This window comes from Pseudomonas mangiferae (genome assembly GCF_007109405.1).
Taxonomy (GTDB): Bacteria; Pseudomonadota; Gammaproteobacteria; order Pseudomonadales; family Pseudomonadaceae; genus Pseudomonas_T; species Pseudomonas_T mangiferae.
In genome coordinates this window covers 46589-66738 of sequence record NZ_VJOY01000019.1, presented here as the reverse complement: position 1 = coordinate 66738, position 20150 = coordinate 46589, and the positions used below count along the sequence as shown (strand labels likewise).

At 70.0% G+C, this 20150-nt stretch carries 20 protein-coding genes; 9 read left to right on the top strand and 11 right to left on the bottom strand.

Annotated features, from left to right (window positions below; all coding sequences use genetic code 11):
- Positions 1-11: 11 nt before the first annotated feature.
- From FM069_RS19280 to FM069_RS19265, 4 genes are all read left to right on the top strand, one after another.
- A complete protein-coding gene (locus FM069_RS19280; RefSeq protein WP_143490043.1) occupies positions 12-1514 on the top strand; it encodes an MFS transporter in 1503 nt (500 codons plus the stop codon).
- 22 nt (positions 1515-1536) lie between these two features.
- Positions 1537-2610, top strand: a complete 1074-nt coding sequence (locus tag FM069_RS19275; RefSeq protein ID WP_143490042.1) for an HlyD family secretion protein — start codon at positions 1537-1539, stop codon at positions 2608-2610.
- Complete coding sequence (locus FM069_RS19270; protein WP_143490041.1) at positions 2607-4055, top strand: efflux transporter outer membrane subunit; 1449 nt, start codon at positions 2607-2609, stop codon at positions 4053-4055. The genes FM069_RS19275 and FM069_RS19270 overlap by 4 nt, the downstream gene beginning before the upstream one ends.
- Positions 4056-4117: 62 nt before the next feature.
- A complete protein-coding gene (locus FM069_RS19265; RefSeq protein ID WP_143490040.1) occupies positions 4118-4912 on the top strand; it encodes an SDR family NAD(P)-dependent oxidoreductase in 795 nt (264 codons plus the stop codon).
- 82 nt (positions 4913-4994) lie between these two features.
- On the opposite strand, the gene FM069_RS19260 is transcribed toward FM069_RS19265, so the two are convergent.
- Complete coding sequence (locus tag FM069_RS19260; protein WP_143490038.1) at positions 4995-5564, bottom strand: GNAT family N-acetyltransferase; 570 nt, start codon at positions 5562-5564, stop codon at positions 4995-4997.
- Between the two features lie 230 nt (positions 5565-5794).
- On the opposite strand from FM069_RS19260, the gene FM069_RS19255 reads away from it, so the two are divergent.
- On the top strand, positions 5795-9271 hold the full coding sequence (locus tag FM069_RS19255; RefSeq protein ID WP_143490036.1) for a hybrid sensor histidine kinase/response regulator: 3477 nt from the start codon (positions 5795-5797) through the stop codon (positions 9269-9271).
- Positions 9272-9283: 12 nt separating this feature from the next.
- On the opposite strand, the gene rmuC is transcribed toward FM069_RS19255, so the two are convergent.
- The 4 genes from rmuC to cysK form a co-directional block, all read right to left on the bottom strand.
- Positions 9284-10645, bottom strand: a complete 1362-nt coding sequence (gene rmuC / locus FM069_RS19250) for a DNA recombination protein RmuC (RefSeq protein WP_178106856.1) — start codon at positions 10643-10645, stop codon at positions 9284-9286.
- 172 nt (positions 10646-10817) lie between these two features.
- On the bottom strand, positions 10818-11153 hold the full coding sequence (locus FM069_RS22105; protein WP_143490045.1) for an SEL1-like repeat protein: 336 nt from the start codon (positions 11151-11153) through the stop codon (positions 10818-10820).
- A gap of 95 nt (positions 11154-11248) precedes the next feature.
- Positions 11249-11821: a tetratricopeptide repeat protein gene (locus FM069_RS19240; RefSeq protein ID WP_143490032.1), complete on the bottom strand. Its 573-nt coding sequence runs from the start codon at positions 11819-11821 to the stop codon at positions 11249-11251.
- Entirely contained in the window at positions 11818-12792 is a 975-nt protein-coding gene (gene cysK, locus FM069_RS19235; RefSeq protein ID WP_143490030.1) for a cysteine synthase A, read from the bottom strand. The genes FM069_RS19240 and cysK overlap by 4 nt, the downstream gene beginning before the upstream one ends.
- Positions 12793-12962: 170 nt before the next feature.
- Between cysK and FM069_RS19230 the strand changes: the two genes are divergently transcribed.
- Positions 12963-14030: a DUF748 domain-containing protein gene (locus FM069_RS19230; protein ID WP_143490028.1), complete on the top strand. Its 1068-nt coding sequence runs from the start codon at positions 12963-12965 to the stop codon at positions 14028-14030.
- Here FM069_RS19230 and FM069_RS19225 read toward each other — a convergent pair whose 3' ends face one another.
- Together FM069_RS19225 and FM069_RS19220 are read right to left on the bottom strand one after the other, a co-directional pair.
- Positions 14031-14231, bottom strand: coding sequence for a helix-turn-helix transcriptional regulator (locus FM069_RS19225; protein ID WP_143490026.1), 201 nt, complete (start codon positions 14229-14231; stop codon positions 14031-14033).
- A gap of 9 nt (positions 14232-14240) precedes the next feature.
- Complete coding sequence (locus FM069_RS19220) at positions 14241-14639, bottom strand: hypothetical protein (protein ID WP_143490025.1); 399 nt, start codon at positions 14637-14639, stop codon at positions 14241-14243.
- A 227-nt stretch (positions 14640-14866) separates the two neighbouring features.
- On the opposite strand from FM069_RS19220, the gene FM069_RS19215 reads away from it, so the two are divergent.
- The 3 genes from FM069_RS19215 to FM069_RS19205 are packed head-to-tail and all read left to right on the top strand — an operon-like array spanning position 14867 to position 17343.
- On the top strand, positions 14867-15712 hold the full coding sequence (locus FM069_RS19215) for an AAA family ATPase (RefSeq protein WP_143490023.1): 846 nt from the start codon (positions 14867-14869) through the stop codon (positions 15710-15712).
- A gap of 47 nt (positions 15713-15759) precedes the next feature.
- A complete protein-coding gene (locus tag FM069_RS19210; protein ID WP_143490021.1) occupies positions 15760-16149 on the top strand; it encodes a GFA family protein in 390 nt (129 codons plus the stop codon).
- 15 nt (positions 16150-16164) lie between these two features.
- The gene (locus FM069_RS19205) at positions 16165-17343 is read left to right on the top strand and encodes a vWA domain-containing protein (protein ID WP_143490019.1); all 1179 of its coding nucleotides are present in this window, start codon (positions 16165-16167) and stop codon (positions 17341-17343) included.
- 365 nt (positions 17344-17708) lie between these two features.
- Here the strand turns inward: FM069_RS19205 and FM069_RS19200 are convergent, their stop codons facing one another.
- The 4 genes from FM069_RS19200 to FM069_RS19185 all read right to left on the bottom strand — a co-directional run bounded on the left by FM069_RS19200 (position 17709) and on the right by FM069_RS19185 (position 20121).
- The gene (locus FM069_RS19200) at positions 17709-18110 is read right to left on the bottom strand and encodes a RidA family protein (RefSeq protein ID WP_143490017.1); all 402 of its coding nucleotides are present in this window, start codon (positions 18108-18110) and stop codon (positions 17709-17711) included.
- 155 nt (positions 18111-18265) lie between these two features.
- Entirely contained in the window at positions 18266-18787 is a 522-nt protein-coding gene (locus FM069_RS19195) for a DUF2937 family protein (RefSeq protein ID WP_143490015.1), read from the bottom strand.
- A 36-nt stretch (positions 18788-18823) separates the two neighbouring features.
- The gene (locus tag FM069_RS19190; protein WP_143490014.1) at positions 18824-19597 is read right to left on the bottom strand and encodes a class II glutamine amidotransferase; all 774 of its coding nucleotides are present in this window, start codon (positions 19595-19597) and stop codon (positions 18824-18826) included.
- Between the two features lie 41 nt (positions 19598-19638).
- Positions 19639-20121, bottom strand: a complete 483-nt coding sequence (locus tag FM069_RS19185; protein ID WP_143490012.1) for an MFS transporter — start codon at positions 20119-20121, stop codon at positions 19639-19641.
- Positions 20122-20150: the final 29 nt, after the last annotated feature.

Genomic DNA, 20150 nt, shown 5'->3' with positions numbered 1-20150 from the left:
GAGCGTGAGATCTGTATAAGAGACAGCCACCCGCCCCGCAACCGTTCGGCCCACGCATCGTCGTCGGGTTGCTGGGGGTGCTGCTGGCGGTGCTCTGCGCCGGGCTCAACGAAATGGTCACCAAGATGGCCATGGCCGACATCCGTGGCGCCCTGCACATCGGCGCCGACGAAGGCAGCTGGCTGGTGGCGCTGTACTCGGCCACCTCGGTCTCGGCCATGGCCTTCGCGCCCTGGTGCGCGGCGACCTTTTCCCTGCGCCGCTTCACCCTTTGCGCCATTGGCGCCTTCGCCCTGCTGGGGCTGCTCTGCCCCCTGGCGCCGAACCTGGAGACCCTGATGGCGTTGCGCACGCTGCAAGGCTTCGCCGGCGGCGCGCTGCCGCCCATGCTGATGAGCGTGGCGCTGCGCTTCCTGCCGCCCGACATCAAGCTCTACGGCCTGGCCGGCTATGCCCTGACCGCCACCTTCGGCCCCAGCCTGGGGGTGCCCCTGGCCGGGGTGTGGACGGAATACGTGGGCTGGCAATGGGCGTTCTGGCAGATCATCGCGCCGTCGCTGCTGGCCATGGCCTGCGTGGGTTGGGGTCTGCCCCAGGACCCGCTGCGCCTGGAACGCTTCCGCCAGCTGGACTGGCGCGGCCTGCTGCTCGGCCTGCCGGCCATTTGCGGCATCGTCATCGGGCTGTCCCAGGGCGAGCGGCTGGACTGGTTCGCCTCGCCGGTGATCGCCCTCAGCCTGGGTGGCGGGCTGGTGCTGCTGGCGCTGTTCCTGATCAACGAGTGGTCGCACCCGCTGCCGTTCTTCAAGCTGCAGATGCTCGCCAACCGCAACCTGACCCATTCCCTGGTGACCCTGGGCGGCGTGCTGGTGGTGCTTTCCGGGGTGATCATCCTGCCCAGCAGCTTTCTCGCCCAGGTCCAGGGCTACCGGCCGGTGCAGACCGGCCCGGTGATGCTGCTGGTGGCGATCCCGCAGCTGCTCACCCTGCCCCTCACCGCGGCGCTGTGCAACCTGCGCGCGGTGGACTGCCGCTGGGTGCTGGCCACCGGCCTGGCCCTGCTGGCCGCCACCTGCCTCGGCGCCAGCCAGCTCACCGGCGACTGGAGCCGCGAGAATTTCTACCTGCTGCAGCTGCTCCAGGTGTTCGGCCAGCCCATGGCGGTGATCCCGCTGCTGATGCTCGCCACCGGTGGCATGACGCCCCAGGACGGCCCCTTCGCCTCGGCCTGGTTCAACACCGTCAAGGGCCTGGCCTCGGTGGTCGCCGGGGCGCTGATCGAGGTGCTGACCCTGCATCGCCTGCACCTGCACTCCACGGTGCTGGTGGACGGCCTGGGCAACGCCCCGCTGCTGGACGACAGCCTGCCGGACCTGGCCGCGCGCCTGCACCAGCAGGCCGTGGTGCTGACCAGCGCCGACCTCTACCTGTGCATGGCCGGCGTAGCCCTGGCCATGATCCTGCTCATCCCCTTCGTGCCCACCCGCATCTACCCGCCCCGCGCGGTGGCCTGATTACTCGACAGTGAGACCTCCCATGAACAAGACCCGAACGATTTCCCTGGCCGCGGCCGCCGTGGTGGTGGCTGCCGGCCTGTACGCCGCTTTCGCCTGGCTGGGCGACGGCCGTGCCCAGTCCACCGACGATGCCTATGTGTCGGCCGACTACACCGTGGTGGCGCCGAAGGTATCCGGCTTCGTCACCCGGGTGCTGGTGGACGACAACCAGCCGGTCCACGCCGGCCAGGTGCTGGCGCAGATCGACGACCGCGACTACCAGGCCGCCCTGGCCGCCGCCAGGGCCCAGACCCAGGTGGCCGAGGCGCGCCTGCAGGACGCCCGGGCCACCCTGGAGCGGCAGGCGGCGCTGATCGAGCAGGCCCAGGCGGCGGTGGCGGCCGACCAGGCCGAGCAGGCCTTCGCCGAACACGAGCTGAGCCGCCACGAACGCCTGGCCCGGGAAGGCGCCGGCACCGTGCAGAACGCCCAGCAGGCCCGCAGCCGGATCGACAAGGCCCGCGCCAGCCTGGCCCGTTCCCGGGCCTCGCTGCTGGCCACGCGCAAGCAGGTGGACGTGCTCCAGGCCCAGGTCGCCAGCGCCGAGGGCGAGCGGCAGCACGCCCAGGCGGTGCTGGACCAGGCGCAGCTGGACCTCGCCTACACCCGCGTCACCGCCCCCATCGCCGGCACCGTGGGCCAGCGTGCGCTGCGGGTCGGCGCGTACGTCACCCCGGGCACCCGCCTGCTGGCGGTGGTGCCCCTGGAGCAGGCCTACGTGGTGGGCAACTTCCGCGAGACCCAGCTCACCGACGTGCTCCCCGGCCAGCCGGTGGACATCGGCGTCGACACCTTCTCCGGCCAGGTCCTGCGCGGCCACGTGGACAGCCTGGCCCCGGCCACCGGGGTGACCTTCGCCGCGGTGAAGCCGGACAACGCCACCGGCAACTTCACCAAGGTGGTGCAGCGCATCCCGGTGAAGATCGTGCTGGAGCCGGGCCAGCCGCTGCTGGAACGCCTGCGGGTGGGCATGTCGGTGGTGGCCACCATCGACACCCGCGCCCCGCGTGACGCGGCGCTGGATGACCAGGGCCGGGAGGTCAGCACGCGATGAGCCCCCTTTCCCGTACCGCCGCCCTGACCCTGGCCACGCTGCTCACCGGCTGCACCCTCGGCCCCGATTTCCACGCCCCGGATACCCAGGCGCCGGCCGCCTGGCCCGCCCTGCAAGACCAAGCCGCCGCCAGCCGGCCCAGCGCCGACCCGCTGGACGTGACCTGGTGGCAACGCTTCGACGACCCGTTGCTGACCCGGCTGATCCAGCGGGCGGTGGACGACAACTTGGACCTGCGCATGGCGGCCAGCCGCGTGCTGCAGGCCCGCGCCGCCCGCAGCACCCTGGTGGCGGACCGCTACCCCAGCGTGGACGCCGGCGGCCAGCTCAACCGCGCCCGGGACAGCGCCCGCGGGCCGAACGCCCAGTCCGGCCAGGGCGCCTACAGCGTCTGGGACCTGGGCCTGGGGGCGAGCTGGGAGCTGGACCTGTGGGGCCGTGTGCAACGCCAGGTGGAGGCGGCCGACGCCAGCCTGGCGGGCGCCGAGGACGACCTGCGCGGCGTGCTGGTCCTGCTGCTGGGCGACGTGGCGCGCCACTACATCGACCTGCGCCAGGTCCAGGCCACCCTGGGGGTGACCCGGGACAACCTCGACGTCGCGCGGCACAGCCTGCGCCTGGCCCGGCAACGCTTCGACGACGGCGTGGCGACCCGCCTCGACGTGGCCCAGAGCAGCGCCCAGGTGGCAGCCATCGAGGCGCGCCTGCCGCTGCTGGAACAGCGCGCGGGGGACGAACTGGAGGCCCTGGGCCTGCTGCTGGCCCAGCCGCCCCGGCGCCTGGCCGAGGAACTGGCAACACCGGGCCCGGTGCCCGAGGGCCACGGCACCTTCGCCATGGGCCTGCCCTCGGAACTCGCCCGGCGGCGCCCGGACATCCGCCAGGCCGAGGCCCGTCTGCACGCCGCCACCGCCTCCATCGGCGTGGCCGAGGCCGCCTTCTACCCCAGCATCCGCCTGACCGGGGACCTGGGGCTGCAGGCGCTGCAACTTTCCGAGCTGGGCAACTGGGATGCACGGCGCTTCGCCTTCGGCCCGGTGCTGAACCTGCCGCTGTTCGAGGGCGGGCGCCTGACCGGCACCCTGGCGCTGCGCGAGGCGCAGCAGCAGGAAGCCGCGCTGGACTACCGCAAGAAGGTGCTCACCGCCTGGCACGAGATCGACGCGGCGCTGCGCCGCTACAACGCCAGCCAGCTGCGCCGCGACCACCTCGCCGAGGCGGTGCGCCAGAGCCGCACGGCCCTGGACACCGCCCAGCGCCAGTACGTGGAGGGCGCGGTGGACTTCCTCAACGTGCTCACCCTGCAGGGCACCCTGCTGAGCAACCAGGAGCAATGGGTGGCCAGCAACGCGGAAACCTCCGAGGCCCTGGTGACGCTCTACGGCGCCCTGGGCGGCGGCTGGCAGGCATTCGACGGCGACGGCCCGCGCACCGCCGCGCGCTGACGCTCATTCCATGCCGGGCCCCGCGGCCCGGTTCTTTCCTTCAGAAAAGGATGCGATACCCCATGAACATTTCCCTGCACGGCAAACGCGCCCTGGTCAGCGGCTCCACTGCCGGCATCGGCCTGGCCATCGCCCTCGGCCTGGCCGAAGCCGGCGCCGACGTGGTGATCAACGGCCGCAGCCAGCCCCGGGTGGACGCCGCCCTCGCCACCCTGCGCAGCAAGTTGCCCGGGGCCCGGGTCCAGGGCGTGGCCGCGGACCTGGGCACGGCCGAGGGCGTCTGCGCGCTGTTCCAGCAGGTGCCGCAGGTGGACATCCTGGTCAACAACCTGGGGATCTTCGAGCCCCAGGGCTTCTTCGAGATCAGCGACGAGGCCTGGAGCCGGTTCTTCGAGGTCAACGTGCTCAGCGCCGTGCGCCTGTCGCGCTTCTACGCGCCGGGCATGGCGGAACGCGGCTGGGGCCGGGTGCAGTTCCTGTCCAGCGAGTCGGCCCTGCAGATCCCCGCGGAGATGGTCCACTACGGCACCACCAAGGCGGCGCTGCTGGCGGTCTCCCGGGGGCTCGCCGAGACCCTGGCCGGCAGCGGCGTGACCGTCAACGCGATCCTGCCCGGGCCGACCCGCTCCGAAGGCGTGGGCGGCTACTTCGCCCGCCTGGCGGAAGAACAGGGGGTGGAGGCCGAGCGCCTGGAGCGGGATTTCATCGCCGAGCACCGGCCCAGTTCGCTGATCCGGCGCCTGGCCACGGTGGAGGAAGTGGCGAGCCTGTCGGTCTACCTGGCCTCGCGCCAGGCCAGCGCCACCACCGGCGCGGCCATGCGGGTGGACGGCGGGGTGGTGCGGTCGATCGCCTGAGGACGGCTTGCGCGCCACCGGATTCACGTTCCCGTGCGCCCGGCGGCGCACGGCATCGCCGGAACGGCCCGGCGACGGGGCGTCAGCTGTTGAACTGCGCCTCGAGACCCTGTTTCACCGCCGGCCACTCGCGGTCGGTGATGCTGTAGAGCACGGTGTCGTCCAGGCGGCCGTCGGCCAGCCGACGGTGGTTGCGCAGCAGGCCCTCGCGCTGGGCGCCGAGCTTCTCGATGGCGCGCTGGGAGCGCTGGTTGCTGGCGGCGGTCTTCAGTTGCACCCGCACCAGGTGCCACTCCTCGAAGGCGTGGCGCAGCATCAGGTACTTGATGGAGCTGTTCAGGCCGCTGCCGTGCTCGCCGCGGCCGAGCCAGGTCCAGCCGATCTCGGCGGCCGGCAGCGCGGTCATGAAGTCGGCGAAGCGGCTGGTGCCGATGAGGGCGTCGCCCAGGCGGATGGCGAACACCACCGCGCGACCCTCGCGCTGCTCGGCCAGCGCCTGGCGGTACCAGTCGGGCCGCAGCGGGCCGCTCATGTAGATCAGCTCGTCGCGGTTTTCCTCGGCCAGGGCCGCCAGTTCCGGGATATCGGCGTCGGTCAGCGGTTCCAGGCGCAGCGCGCCTCGCTGCAACGTGACCGGTTGGGGTGCAAACATCGGTGACTACCTCGAAAAGAAAGAAACCCTGCGGCGACAGGGTCCGGGCGCCGGAGCGCCACATGGCCGCGTGCAACGGGGCGGCGGCCAGGGTGCCACGCTATCAGCCCTTTCCAGGGCGCTCAAGCCTTGCTGCGACCATGGTCGCAGCGGCCTGACGGGGCGCCGCTTTGGTGCGAAACTGGCGAGCCCGCGCAGGCCGCGGGTGTCCCGTTCGTTGCGGAGTTCCCATGGCGCTGTCCAGCGGCTCGATCATCACGGTCGCCCTCCTCTACATGACCTTCCTGTTCGCCATCGCCTTCTACGGCGATCGCCGCGGCCGTCCCCTGTCGCCGCGCCTGCGTGCCTGGGTCTACAGCCTGTCCCTGGCGGTGTACTGCACCAGCTGGACGTTCTTCGGCGCGGTGGGCCAGGCCGCCGGCCAGCTCTGGTCGTTCCTGCCCATCTACCTCGGCCCGGTGCTGCTGATGCTGCTGGCGCCCTGGGTGCTGCAGAAGATGGTGATGATCAGCAAGCAGGAGAACATTACCTCCATCGCCGACTTCATCGCCGCCCGCTACGGCAAGTCCCAGGCCCTGGCGGTGGTGGTGGCGCTGATCTGCATGGTCGGCGTGCTGCCCTACATCGCCCTGCAGCTCAAGGGCATCGTGCTGGGGGTGAACCTGCTGATCGGTTCCGGTGCCGACGCCACCGGTACCCGCGCCCAGGACACCGCGCTGATCGTGTCCCTGGTGCTGGCGCTGTTCACCATCGTCTTCGGCACCCGCAACCTGGACGTCACCGAGCACCACCGGGGGATGGTCCTGGCCATCGCCTTCGAGTCCCTGGTGAAGCTGGCGGCGTTCCTCGCCGTGGGGCTGTTCGTCACCTTCGACCTCTACGACGGCTTCGGCGACCTGCTGCGCCAAGCGCGCCAGGCGCCGCAGCTGGCGGACTACTGGCAGGAGACCGTGCACTGGCCGGCGATGCTGCTGCAGACCGGGGTGGCGATGACCGCGGTGATGTGCCTGCCGCGGCAGTTCCACGTCACCGTGGTGGAGAACATCGAGCCTCGCGACCTGGCCCTGGCCCGCTGGGTGTTCCCGGCCTACCTGATCCTCGCGGCGCTGTTCGTGGTGCCCATCGCCCTGGCCGGCCAGCTGCGGCTGCCCGCCGGGGTGATCCCGGACTCCTTCGTCATCAGCCTGCCCCTGGCCGAGGCACACCCGGCCCTGGCGCTGCTGGCCTTCGTCGGCGGCGCCTCGGCGGCCACCGGGATGGTCATCGTCGCCAGCGTGGCGCTGTCCACCATGGTCTCCAACGACATGCTGCTGCCCTGGCTGCTGCGCCGCCGGCGCACCGACGACGCCCAGCCGTTCGAGGTGTTCCGCCACTGGCTGCTGACCGTGCGCCGGGTGAGCATCGCGCTGATCCTGCTGTTCGCCTACATCAGTTACCGGCTGCTGGGCTCCACCGCCAGCCTCGCCACCATCGGCCAGATCGCCTTCGCCGCCATCGCCCAGCTGGGCCCGGCGATGATCGGCGCGCTGTACTGGAAGCAGGCCAACCGCCGCGGGGTGTTCGCCGGGCTGGCGGCGGGTTCGGCGCTGTGGGCCTACACCCTGGTGCTGCCGGTGGTGGCGCGCAGCCTGGGCATCTCCCTGGAACGCTTCCCCGGCCTGACCTGGCTGGACAGCAACCCCTTCGGCCTGGCCATCGAACCCCTGACCCAGGGGGTGCTGCTGTCGCTGATCGGCAATTTCGCGTTGTTCGGCCTGGTCTCGGTGTTCTCCCGCACCCGGGTCTCGGAGCACTGGCAGGCCAGCCGCTTCATCGGCCAGGAGATCGCCCAGCGCGCCGGCTCGCGCTCGATGCTGGCGGTGCAGCTGGAGGACCTGCTGAGGCTGGCGGCGCGCTTCGTCGGCGAGGAGCGCGCGCGCCACAGCTTCACCCGCTTCGCCCTGCGCCAGGGCAAGGACTTCAACGCCCTGCAGAACGCCAATGCCGAGTGGATCAGCCACACCGAGCGGCTGCTGGCGGGGGTGCTCGGCGCGTCCTCGGCGCGGGCGGTGGTGAAGGCCGCCATCGAGGGCCGGGACATGCAGGTGGAGGACGTGGTGCGGATCGCCGACGAAGCCTCCGAGGTGCTGCAGTTCAACCGCGCCCTGCTGCAGGGCGCCATCGAGAACATCACCCAAGGCATCAGCGTGGCGGACCAGTCCCTGCGCCTGGTGGCCTGGAACCACCGCTACATCGAGCTGTTCGACTACCCGGAGGGGCTGATCCAGGTGGGCCGGCCCATCGCCGACATCATCCGCTACAACGCCGAGCGCGGCCTCTGCGGGCCGGGGGATGCGGACCTGCACGTGGCCAAGCGGCTGTACTGGATGCGCCAGGGCACGCCCCACACCTCCGAGCGGCTGTTCCCCAACGGCCGCACCATCGAGCTGATCGGCAACCCGATGCCCGGTGGCGGTTTCGTCATGAGCTTCACCGACATCACCGCCTTCCGCGACGCCGAGCAGGGCCTCAAGGAGGCCAACGAGAGCCTGGAGCAGCGGGTGCAGGCGCGCACCCGGGAGCTGTCGGCGCTGAACCAGGCGCTGACCGAGGCCAAGGGCACCGCGGAGAATGCCAACCAGTCCAAGACCCGCTTCCTCGCCGCCGTCAGCCACGACCTGATGCAGCCGCTGAACGCCGCCCGGCTGTTCTCCGCTGCCCTCGCCCACCAGCAGGACGCCCTGCCGGCGGAGGCCCGGGATCTGGTGGGCCACCTGGACAGCTCGCTGCGCTCGGCCGAGGACCTGATTGCCGACCTGCTGGACATCTCGCGCCTGGAGAACGGCCGCATCGCCCCGGAGCGCAGCGTCTTCCCCCTGGCGGTGCTGTTCGACGCCCTGGGCGCGGAGTTCCGCGTGCTGGCTCAGGAACAGGGCATGACCTTCCGCCTGCGCGGCAGCCGGGCCTGCGTGGACAGCGACCCGAAGTTGCTGCGCCGGGTGCTGCAGAACTTCCTCACCAACGCCTTCCGCTATGCCCGCGGCGACGTGCTGCTGGGCGTGCGCCGGCGCGGCGACCAGCTGTGCCTGGAGGTCTGGGACCGCGGCCCGGGGATACCCGAGGACAAACGCAAGGTGATCTTCGAGGAGTTCAAGCGCCTGGACAGCCACCAGACCCGCGCGGAAAAGGGCCTGGGCCTGGGCCTGGCCATCGCCGACGGCCTGTGCCGGGTGCTCGGTCACCGCCTGGAGGTGCGCTCCTGGCCCGGCAAGGGCAGCGTATTCAGCGTCTGCGTGCCCCTGGCGGCCCGCCCGGTGGCGCGCCCGGTCCGGGACGAAGGCGTAGCCACGGGCCTGGGCGGCGCCCTGGTGCTGTGCGTGGACAACGAGGACAGCATCCTCGCCGGCATGCGCAGCCTGCTGAGCCGTTGGGGCTGCCGGGTGCTCACCGCCCGGGACCGCGGGGAATGCGAGCGCCTGCTGGCGGACGGCGAGGTGCCGCGCCTGGCCCTGGTGGACTACCACCTGGACGACGGCGGCACCGGCACCGAACTGATGGCCTGGCTGCGGGCGCGCCTGGGCGAGCCGTTGCCGGGGGTGGTGATCAGCGCCGACGGCCGCGCCGAACTGGTGGCGGCGGTGCATGCCGCCGGCCTCGACTACCTGCCCAAGCCGGTGAAACCGGCAGCCTTGCGGGCATTGCTCAGCCGTCACCTGCCGCTGCACTGAGCGGCGCGGCGGTCACTCCTCCAGGGGCATCGCCAGGCCGTCCTCGGCGGCCCGCTCCAGCAGGTCGCCGGGCAGGCTCTTGCTGGTGCGCGCCCCCAGTTGCCGCAGTTGCTCGGCGCGGCTGATGAGGTTGCCGCGGCCCTCGCAGAGCTTGTTGCGCGCGCCGGCGTAGGCCTTGTCCAACTGCCGCAGGCGGCTGCCGACCTCCTCCAGGTCCTGCACGAACAGGGCGAACTTGTCGTACAGCCAGCCGGCCCGCTCGGCGATCTCCCGGGCGTTCTGGCTCTGCCGTTCCTGCCGCCAGAGGCTGTCGATGACCCGCAGGGTCGCCAGCAGGGTGGTGGGGCTGACGATCGCCACGCGCCGCTCGAACGCCTCCTGGAACAGCGTCTGGTCCGCCTGCAGGGCGCAGGCGAAGGCGGCCTCGATGGGCACGAAGAGCAGCACGAAGTCCAGGCTGTGCAGCCCTTCCAGGCGCTGGTAGTCCTTGGCGGACAGGCCCTTGAGGTGGGTGCGCAGGGACAGCACGTGCTGCTTGAGGGCCTGCTGGCGCACGCCGTCGTCGTCGCTGGTGACGTACTGCTGGTAGGCGGTGAGGCTGACCTTGGCGTCCACCACCACCTGTTTGTCCCCCGGCAGGCGGATCAGCACGTCGGGCTGGAAGCGCTCGCCGTCGGCGCTGGTCAGGGTCACCTGGGTCTGGTACTCGCGGCCCTTCTCCAGGCCGGCGTGCTCCAGGACCCGCTCCAGCACCAGCTCGCCCCAGTTGCCCTGGGTTTTCTGGCCCTTGAGGGCACGGGTCAGTTGGGTCGCCTCGTCCCCCAGGCGCTGGTTCAACTGCTGCAGGCGCTCCAGTTCCCGGGCCAGGGAAAAGCGCTCCCGGGCCTCCTGCTGGTAGCTGTCCTCGACGCGCTTCTCGAAGGCGTGGATACGTTCCTTGAGGGGGTCGAGCAACTGCCCCAGGCGCTGCTGGCTGGTCTCGGCGAAGCGCTGCTCGCGCTCGTCGAAGATCTTCCCGGCCAGTTCGGCGAACTGCGCCCGCAGGTCGTCCCGGGCGCCCTGCAGGTCGTGCAGGCGCTGCTGGTGGGAGGCCTGCTGCTCGCGCAGTTCCGCCGTCAGGGCCGCCCGCTCGCTGTCCAGCCGGCGCAGCTCGGCGTCCTTGCGTTCGCGCTCGCCGAGCCAGGCGCGCTCCGCTTCCCGGGCGTTCTCCCGCTCCAGCTCCAGCAGCTCCGTCTCCCGCTGCAGCGCCGCCAGCTCGGCCTGGCGCGCGGTCAGGGCCTGGCGCGCCGCAAAGGCGTCGGCGCGCTCCGCCTCGAGGCGGGCGGCGAGATCGTCCTGGGTGAGCTGGGCAACGGCCAGGCGTTCCTCCAGCAGGGCCCGGTCCGGGGCCAGGCGGTCGAGACGCCGCTGCTGGCGCCAGAGCAGCAGGCACAGCGGGACGGCCGCGACGACGGCGCCGAGCAAAAGGGCGAGCAGCAGGGTGGAAGAGGGATCGGGCATGGACCGGCTCCGCGAGGGAATGCCGGGGAGTATACCGGCCGCCGCCTCAGCGCGGCCGGGTGCGCGCGTTCAGGCGCAGTTGCGGGTTGAGCTGGTCCAAGGCCTGGCGCGCCTGGGGGTCGCCGGCGCGGGCGGCCTGGCGCAACCACTCCTGGCCGCGGCGGCGCGCGCAGAGGTCGGCGGCGTCGTGGCAGAGCAGCCGTCCCAGGCGGCTCTGGGCCTGCACCACGCCACGCTGCGCCGGCAGGCGCAGCAGGCGGCCGGCGAGCCGCTTGCCGCCGTCGGTGCGCCCGAGGGGCGACTCGTCCAGCAGCCAGAGGGCCACGCGAAGCGGCAAGGGGGGAACGGAACGGGACGTGTCAGGCAGGAAACGGAACGGCATGGGCACGGCGCAATTCGTGAAAAGCCGCGCACTCTACAGGAATTTTCCGGCGTTTCACGCCCTTCCCGAGCAGCGGCGACCCGTGGTCGCAGGGCTCACTCGCCGCAGGCGGGCTCTCCCGGCAGGCGCGGCGGATGGTCCACCAGGGTCCGCGAGAGGGCTTCGCCCGCTTCCCGCTGCGCCGCCGGCAGCTGGCCGCCGAGGGTGTCCCGCAGGGCGGTCACCTCGGGATCGCCGGCGCTGGCCGCCAGGTTCAGCCAGGCGAAGGCCTGCACCTTGTCCTTGGGCAGGCCATAGCCCACCACCTGCAGGGCACCGAGCCGCGCCTGGGCGGCGCTGCTGCCCTGCTCCGCCGCCCGCAACCAGCACTGGGCGGCACGACGGTAGGCGCTGTCGTCGTAGTAGCGCTGGGCCAGGCGCTCCGCCGCCGGCCGCGAGCCCTGGCGCACCGCAGCCCGCAGCCAGCGTTCGCCAGGCTGGCCGGGCAGCAGGTCGCCCAGGCGCAGCTGGGCATCCATCAGCCCGGCGGCGGCCGCCTGCTCCAGCAGGTAGGCGCCCCGCTGGCGCTCGCCGCGATCCAGGGCACGCAGCCCGTCCAGGTAGTCGTCGGTGGCCGCGGCGTGGCCCTCGGTCGCCACCAGCAGCAGGGCCAGCGGGGCGAGCCTCACGCGTGCTCTTCCTGCTCGCCGAACAGGCCTTCGAACAGCATGGTGGACAGGTAGCGCTCGCCGGAGTCCGGCAGGATCACCACTAGGTTCTTGCCCTGCATCTCCGGCAGCTCGGCCAGGCGCACCGCGGCGGCCATGGCGGCGCCCCCGGAAATCCCGCAGAGGATGCCTTCCTCGCGCATCAGCCGCAGGGCCATGGCCTTGGCTTCCTCGTCGCCCACCTGCTCGACCCGGTCCACCAGGGACAGGTCCAGGTTCTTCGGCACGAAGCCGGCGCCGATGCCCTGGATCTTGTGGGGGCTGGGCTTCACTTCTTCGCCGGCCAGGGTCTGGCTGATCACCGGGGAGCCCAGGGGCTCCACCGCCACCGAGAGGATCGCCTTGCCCTGGGTGTGCTTGATGTAGCGAGAGATGCCGGTGAGGGTGCCGCCGGTGCCGATCCCGGCCACCAGCACGTCCACCGCGCCGTCGGTGTCGTTCCAGATCTCCGGGCCGGTGGTTTTCTCGTGGATCGCCGGGTTGGCCGGGTTCTCGAACTGCTGCAGGAGCAGGTAATCGTCCGGGTTGCCGGCGACGATCTCGCCGGCCTTCTCGATCGCGCCCTTCATGCCCTTGGCCGCCTCGGTGAGCACCAGCTCGGCCCCCAGGGCCTTGAGCACCTTGCGCCGCTCCAGGCTCATGGACGCCGGCATGGTGAGGATCAGCCGGTAGCCGCGGGCGGCGGCGACGAAGGCCAGACCGATGCCGGTGTTGCCGGAGGTGGGTTCCACCAGGGTCATGCCCGGCTTGAGCCGCCCGCTGGCCTCGGCGTCCCAGATCATGCTGGCGCCGATCCGGCACTTCACTGAATAGGCCGGGTTTCGCCCCTCGATCTTGGCCAGGAGGGTCACGCCCTTGGGCCCCAGGCGGTTGATCATCACCAGCGGCGTGTTGCCGATGGCCTGTGCATTGTCTGCATAGATACGGCTCATGCAAGCGCTCCTCGTAGCGGTGGATGGACGGTCGTCGACACAAGCCCGTCAGCCTATGCCCGCCCGCGGCCAGCGTCCAGCGGACGCCGGCCGAACCCCGCCGGGCACCGGCTGTCCATCGAACATGGCGACCCCGACGTCCGGGTCGAAGTACGCGACGGAACCCTGCGATGAAACGACGCTACAGCATGCCGCTGCTGATCCTGCTGATTCTCGCCGTGCTGATCCTGGTGCTCCACCTGGCGCTGCCCTGGCTGATCCGCGACTACCTCAACGACAAGCTGGCGGACATGGGCGAGTACCGCGGGCACGTCGAGGACGTCGACCTGGCCTGGTGGCGCGGCGCCTACAAGATCAACGGGCTGAACATCGTCAAGGACGACGGCAAGGTGCCGGTGCCGCTGCTGAACGCCCCGGTCATCGACCTTTCGGTGAGCTGGCACGCCCTGTGGTACGACCACGGTGTGGTGGCGGAAGTGGACTTCTACCGGCCGGAGCTGAACTTCGTCGACGGCGGCAGCCGCGAGGCCTCCCAGACCGGTACCGGCACCGACTGGCGCCAGCAACTGGAGAAACTGCTGCCCATCACCCTCAACGAGGTGCGGGTGGTGGACGGCCGCATCACCTTCCACAACTTCAATTCCAAGCCCCAGGTTCACCTGAACGCCGACCAGATCAACGCCAGCGTCTACAACCTGACCAACGTCGCCGACGCCAAGGGCGAGCGGGTCGCCCACTTCGAGGGCAAGGCCCAGTTGCTGGGCCACGCGCCCCTGGAAGTGGACGCCCATTTCGAACCCCTGAGCAACTTCGAGGACTTCGACTTCCGCCTGCGGGCCACCGGCATCGAACTCAAGCGCCTCAACGACTTCGCCAGTGCCTACGGCAAGTTCGACTTCAACGCCGGGCACGGCGATCTGGTGATCGAGGCCACCGCCGACGACGGTACGCTCAGCGGCTACATCAAGCCGCTGCTGCGGGACGTGGACGTGTTCAACTGGCACCAGGACGTGGAGAACAAGGACAAGGGCTTCTTCCGCTCCATCTGGGAAGCCCTGGTAGGCGGCACCGAGACCGCCCTGAAGAACCAGAAGAAGGACCAGTTCGCCACCCGCATCGACCTCAGCGGCAGCGTCCACCAGCAGGACATCAGCGGCCTGCAGGCGTTCTTCAACATCCTGCGCAATGCCTTCATCCAGGCCTTCAACACCCGCTTCGAGAACGCGCCGGACGAGTGATCAGGCGTCCGCCGCGTCGTCGAAGATCGCCTCGATGGGCACGCCGAACAGGCGGGCGATGCGAAAGGCCAGGGGCAGGCTGGGGTCGTACTTGCCGGTCTCGATGGCATTGACGCTCTGCCGGGAGACGTCCAGCAGCCGGGCCAGCTCGGCCTGGCTCCAGCCCCGCTCGGCGCGCAGTTCACGCAGACGATTGTCCATGGTGCCCCCTCAGCGGTAGACGTGCTTGACGTAATAAACGCTGGGCAGGAACAGCAGCCAGAACACCGCGAAGGTCAGCAGCAGCGGGAAGCGCGGCACACCGGCGTATTGCTCCAGGAAACCCCAGGCGGTCAACGCCACGATCAGCAGGCCGCCGGCCAGGGCCGCGGCGCGGGCCAGCAGCATGCCCATGAATTCGTCGGGCTCCTGCCGCAGGTAGCGGTCGAAGGCCATCAGCATCCCCGCCAGGGGTAGTGCCGGGGACAGGGCGGCCAGCAGCCGCAGGGTCGGCGGCAGCTGTGCCAGATCCACGACCCAACTGATCAGCACCACCAGCAGGGCATAGAGGGTCATGAAGCCGGTGCAGGCCAGCACATAGCGACGACGGGCATTTCGAGCGACGGACATGGAAACGGAACTCCTGATGGGTTGTGTCAAGCAAACTTAACTTTTACCTGTCGTAATGTAAAGCGTGCTTGTCATTCACTATGGCGCTGCGCGCGTCTTCGGCGTGACCCGCCATTCAATGACTGAATGCCCCGTCTGCGTTCACAGTCGGTCGACCGGCAGGCTATAGTCCGGCTTTCCCCGGCGCGTCGTCCCTCGCGCCCGGCCCCTGTTCGAGGATTCCCCCGATGAAGTTCGAAGGCACTCCGTCCTATGTCGCCACCGACGACCTGAAGCTCGCGGTGAACGCCGCCATCACCCTGCAGCGGCCGTTGCTGGTGAAGGGCGAGCCCGGCACCGGCAAGACCCTGCTGGCCGAGCAACTCGCCGAGTCCTTCGGCGCCCGGCTGATCACCTGGCACATCAAGTCCACCACCAAGGCCCACCAGGGGTTGTACGAGTACGACGCGGTAAGCCGCCTGCGGGACTCCCAGCTGGGGGTCGACAAGGTGCACGACGTGCGCAACTACCTGAAGAAGGGCAAGCTCTGGGAAGCCTTCGAGTCCGAGGAGCGGGTGATCCTGCTGATCGACGAGATCGACAAGGCGGACATCGAATTCCCCAACGACCTGCTGCAGGAACTCGACAAGATGGAGTTCTACGTCTACGAGACGGACGAGACCATCAAGGCCAAGCAGCGGCCGATCATCATCATCACCTCCAACAACGAGAAGGAACTGCCGGACGCCTTCCTGCGCCGCTGCTTCTTCCATTACATCGCCTTCCCCGACCGCCAGACGCTGCAGAAGATCGTCGACGTGCACTACCCGGGCATCAAGCAGTCCCTGGTCAGCGAGGCGCTGGACGTGTTCTTCGACGTGCGCAAGGTGCCGGGCCTGAAGAAGAAGCCCTCCACCTCGGAACTTGTGGACTGGCTCAAGCTGCTGATGGCCGATGACATCGGCGAAGCGGTGCTGCGCGAGCGCGACCCCACCAAGGCCATCCCGCCCCTGGCCGGCGCCCTGGTGAAGAACGAGCAGGACGTGCAACTGCTGGAGCGCCTGGCCTTCATGAGCCGGCGCGCCTCGCGCTGATCGACGCGCCACGACGCGGGGCCCGGCCCCGCCCGAAGGAGGTCTGCATGCTCAAGGGAAGTTGCCTGTGCGGCGCGATCCGCTATGAGATCGACGCCCCCGTGAACGCCATCAGCCACTGCCATTGCGGCCAGTGCCGCAAGGCCCACGGCGCTCCGTTCGGCTCCTATTTCTCGGTGCCCAAGCAGGCCCTGCGCTTCGTCCAGGGCGCCGACCAGGTGCGCACCTACGGCTCCTCGCCGGGGATCGCCCGCACCTTCTGCCCCCACTGCGGCAGCACGCTGCAATGGATGAAGGTGGACAGCGACACCACCTGCATGACGCCCGGGACCCTGGATTCGCCCCTGGGCGAGGTGGCGCAGACCCACATCTACACGGAATGGAAAGCCGACTGGTACGCCCTCACGGACGGCCTGCCGGTGGAACCCCATTCCTGATACGAGGACGCAGCGATGCTGCTCAACCTGTTCAACGAAATGCGCGCGGCCAAGGTGCCGGTGTCCCTGCGGGAGCTGCTGGACCTGATCGACGCCCTCAAGCACAACGTGGTGTTCGCCGACATGGACGCGTTCTATTTCCTGGCGCGCACCGTGATGGTCAAGGATGAGCGGCATTTCGACAAATTCGACCGGGCCTTCGGCGCCTACTTCAACGGCCTGCAGAACCTCGACCAGCACATCGAGGCGCTGATCCCGGAGGACTGGCTGCGCAAGGAATTCGAGCGCCTGCTGACCGACGAGGAACGGGCGCAGATCCAGAGCCTGGGCGGCCTGGACAAGCTGATCGAGGAATTCAAGAAACGCCTGGAAGAACAGAAGGAACGCCACGCCGGCGGCAACAAGTGGATCGGCACCGGCGGCACCAGCCCGTTCGGCTCCGGTGGCTTCAACCCCGAGGGTATCCGCGTCGGCGACGCCGGCAAGCGCCAGAACAAGGCGGTGAAGGTCTGGGACCAGCGGGAGTACAAGAACCTCGACGACCAGGTGGAGCTGGGCACCCGGAACATCAAGATCGCCCTGCGCCGCCTGCGCAAGTTCGCCCGAGAAGGCGCGGCGGAAGAGCTGGACATCGACGGCACCATCGACCACACCGCCCGGGACGCCGGCCTGCTCAACATCCAGATGCGCCCGGAGCGGCGCAACAGCGTGAAGCTGCTCCTGCTGCTGGACATCGGCGGCTCCATGGACGCCCATGTGAAGGTCTGCGAGGAACTGTTCTCCGCCTGCAAGACCGAGTTCAAGCACCTGGAGTATTTCTACTTCCACAACTTCATCTACGAGTCGGTGTGGAAGAACAACCTGCGCCGCACCTCGGAGCGCTTCTCCACCCACGACCTGCTGCACAAGTACGGCGCCGACTACAAAGTGGTGTTCGTCGGCGACGCCGCCATGGCGCCCTACGAGATCACCCAGCCCGGCGGCAGCGTCGAGCACTGGAACGAGGAAGCCGGCTACGTCTGGATGAAGCGGTTCATGGAGACCTACCGCAAGCTCATCTGGATCAACCCCTACCCCAAGCCAGCCTGGGACTACACCGCCTCCACCGGCCTGGTGCGTGACTTGGTGGAAGACCGGATGTTTCCCCTGACCCTGCGCGGCCTGGAAGAAGGCATGCGCTTCCTGGCGAAATAACGGCCGGGCCCGGGGTACGCGGGACGGCCGCGCAGGGGAACGGGCGCCCCCACGAGGATTTCTCACCCGACAGCCTGCGGCCCGTCAGGACGCTCCGCTGGAAGCCTGCCGCGCCAGGCCCTTGGATATCCAGGGCGCCTGGATGAGATCGGTCGGCTCCCTGTCACCGGAGCAGAGCCTTCCTGTCGCGCAACGATGCCAGCGGCGACTCCAGTACGGCCTTGGAGGGCGGGCTGGAGCGCTTCTGGGCTGCTCAAGAGAGCGTCCGTCCGCGCCTCCCCTGCCCCCGCGGCAAACGACCCAACGCGCGTTGAGCGACCCGCGCCCTTTCCCTGCGTCCCGCGACCTGGGGCGACGTACCTGGGTCAGCCGACCAGGCCCTGCACCGCCACGCACTTGATCTCCACCAGCAGGCCGGGTTGCGCCAGCTCGGCCACGCCGATGCAGGTCCAGGCGCACAGGCCCCGGGGGAACAAGCGGTCCTTCACCGCCCGGAACACCGGCAGGTGGCGAGCCATGTCCACGTGGTAGGTGGTCAGGTCCACCACGTCCTCGAAGCGGCATCCCGCCTCCGCCAGTACGATGCGCAGGTTGTCCCAGGCGGCGACGAATTGCTGTTCCGGGTCGGCGATGACCGCCAGCTCGGTGGTACGGCCCACCTGCCCGGCGCAATGGACCGTCTGCCCCACCTTCACCGCCGGCAAGTAGCCCGCCCGCGCCACCAGGGTCTGCATCGAGGCGGGAATGATGGGTTCGCGGGTCGGCATGCGGGGCTCCAGGGAACACGAATGGGAAGCGGAAGGCCCGGTGGGCCTCGTCGAGGACGCCGATCAAACAGGGTGGGATGCAACGCTCTCGCGACCTGCAGCCGCTCCAGGCGCCGAGCGCTCCCCGGACAGCATCCGGTAGCGGGCTATCACGCCTATCGCCACGCCTGCCTGGCCGGTCGACGGCGCCCGCCGCCCAGCACCAGGCCGATGAGGCTCACCACGCTCTCCACCACCAGGGCGAGGAACAGGCCGCAGGCCAGGGCCCAGGCGATGGCCTCCGGTGCCAGCAGCACCTGGTAGCGGTAGGCGGCGCGGGTCTCTGCCAACAGGGCCGGGTCGGCGGCGCTCGCCAGGTGCCAGGCGCGCCAGTACCACGGCCCCTGCATGGCCTGCCATTCCCGTTCCAGCAGGGCGTCGCGCGCCACCAGGGTGGCGACGCTGTCGGCATCGCTGCGCATCACCGGGTCGGGGCTGGCGCGATAGTGGGCCACCAGGGCGTCCAGGTCGCCGTCGAAGAACCGCCGGGCGGTGTCGCGAAACCCCTGGAGCGCCTGCCGGGCCTCGATCCGATGGGCATCGACGCGCTTGGCATAGTCGTCGATGAAGCCCGGCACCTGCACGCCCAGCAACAGGCCCAGGGCGAACAGCACCAGCCGCAGGTAACTCCTGAACATCGCGCGTCTCCCTCGTTGCGTGGTGGGCCGGGTCGGCTAGATCCGCCCGCTGGCCAGGCATTCCCCGCGCCGCCAGAGGGTCCAGTCGCCGGGTTCGTGCCGATGCCAGGTCTCGTTGGCAGTGAGCGGTTCGGTGGCGATCACCGTGACGACGTCGTCGGGGGTGGTTTCCGCATGGAAATCCACGGTCACCTCGGCATCCTTCAGCTGCGCCGGCCCGAACGGCGCGCGGCGGGTGATCTGCGCCAGTTTGGTCGAGCAGAAGGTGAACAGCCAGTCGCCATTGCTCAGCAGGCAGTTGAAGACGCCCTTGCCGCGGTAATGGCCGCAGGCGGCCACCAGCACCGGCAGCAGCACGTCCACCGGCACCGGTTCGGGGAAGGCGGAGCGGACGCGGTTGAGCAGGTCGCAGAACGCCGCCTCGCTGTCCGTGTCGCCCACCGGCCGGTAGAAGCGCGATGGCGGGGTGAAGTCCGCCAGTTGGCCGTTGTGGGCGAAGCACCAGTTGCGCCCCCAGAGTTCGCGGACGAACGGATGGGTGTTGGCCAGGGCCACCTGGCCGACGTTGGCCTGGCGGATATGGCCGATCACCGTCTCGCTCTTGATGGGGTAGCGCTGCACCAGCTTGGCCACCTCGGAGTTGACGCTGGCCTCCGGGTCCTGGAACAGCCGCAGGCCGCGCCCCTCGTAGAAGCCGATGCCCCAGCCGTCGCGGTGCGGGCCGGTGCCGCCGCCGCGCTGCATCAGCCCGGTGAAGCTGAACACGATGTCGGTGGGCACGTTGGCGCTCATGCCGAGCAATTCACACATGGTTCTCGCTCCCGATGAGGCGGTCAGCGCCGGCGGAGGGCTCAGAGACGGGGTTCGATGCGCATCCGGCGGTCGCCGTTGCGGTCGACGCGGGTATCCACCTCGGGGGCGTTCTCCCGCTCCAGCAGTTCCCGCAGGGTCGGTTCGTCCTCTTCTTCCACCGGCGCCTCGCGCTCGGCGCGGCGGCGGGCGGCGGCGCGCTCGAGGGGCCAGCGCAGCAGGGCGAACAGCAGGTAGACGATGAAGGCGATGGCGCCGTAGAGGGCCAGGTCCGGGACCGCCTTCCAGACATTGGTGCCCACCTTGAAGGCGATGTCCAGGGCGGTGATGGCCAGGGCCGGGGCGTAGAGGTCGCGGCTGGCGTCGGTGGCGGTGGGGGTCAGCAGCAGCACCGCGGCCAGCAGCCGCAGCGGCTCACGCACCCAGCGCCACATCCAGCCGGTCATGCGGAACACCACCAGCAGGCAGCCCAGGGCGGCGATGCCGTAGATGGCCCAGGCCAGCAGATAATCCTGTTCAGTCATGGGTGCGCCTCGCGCCCGGCCGGGCGGCG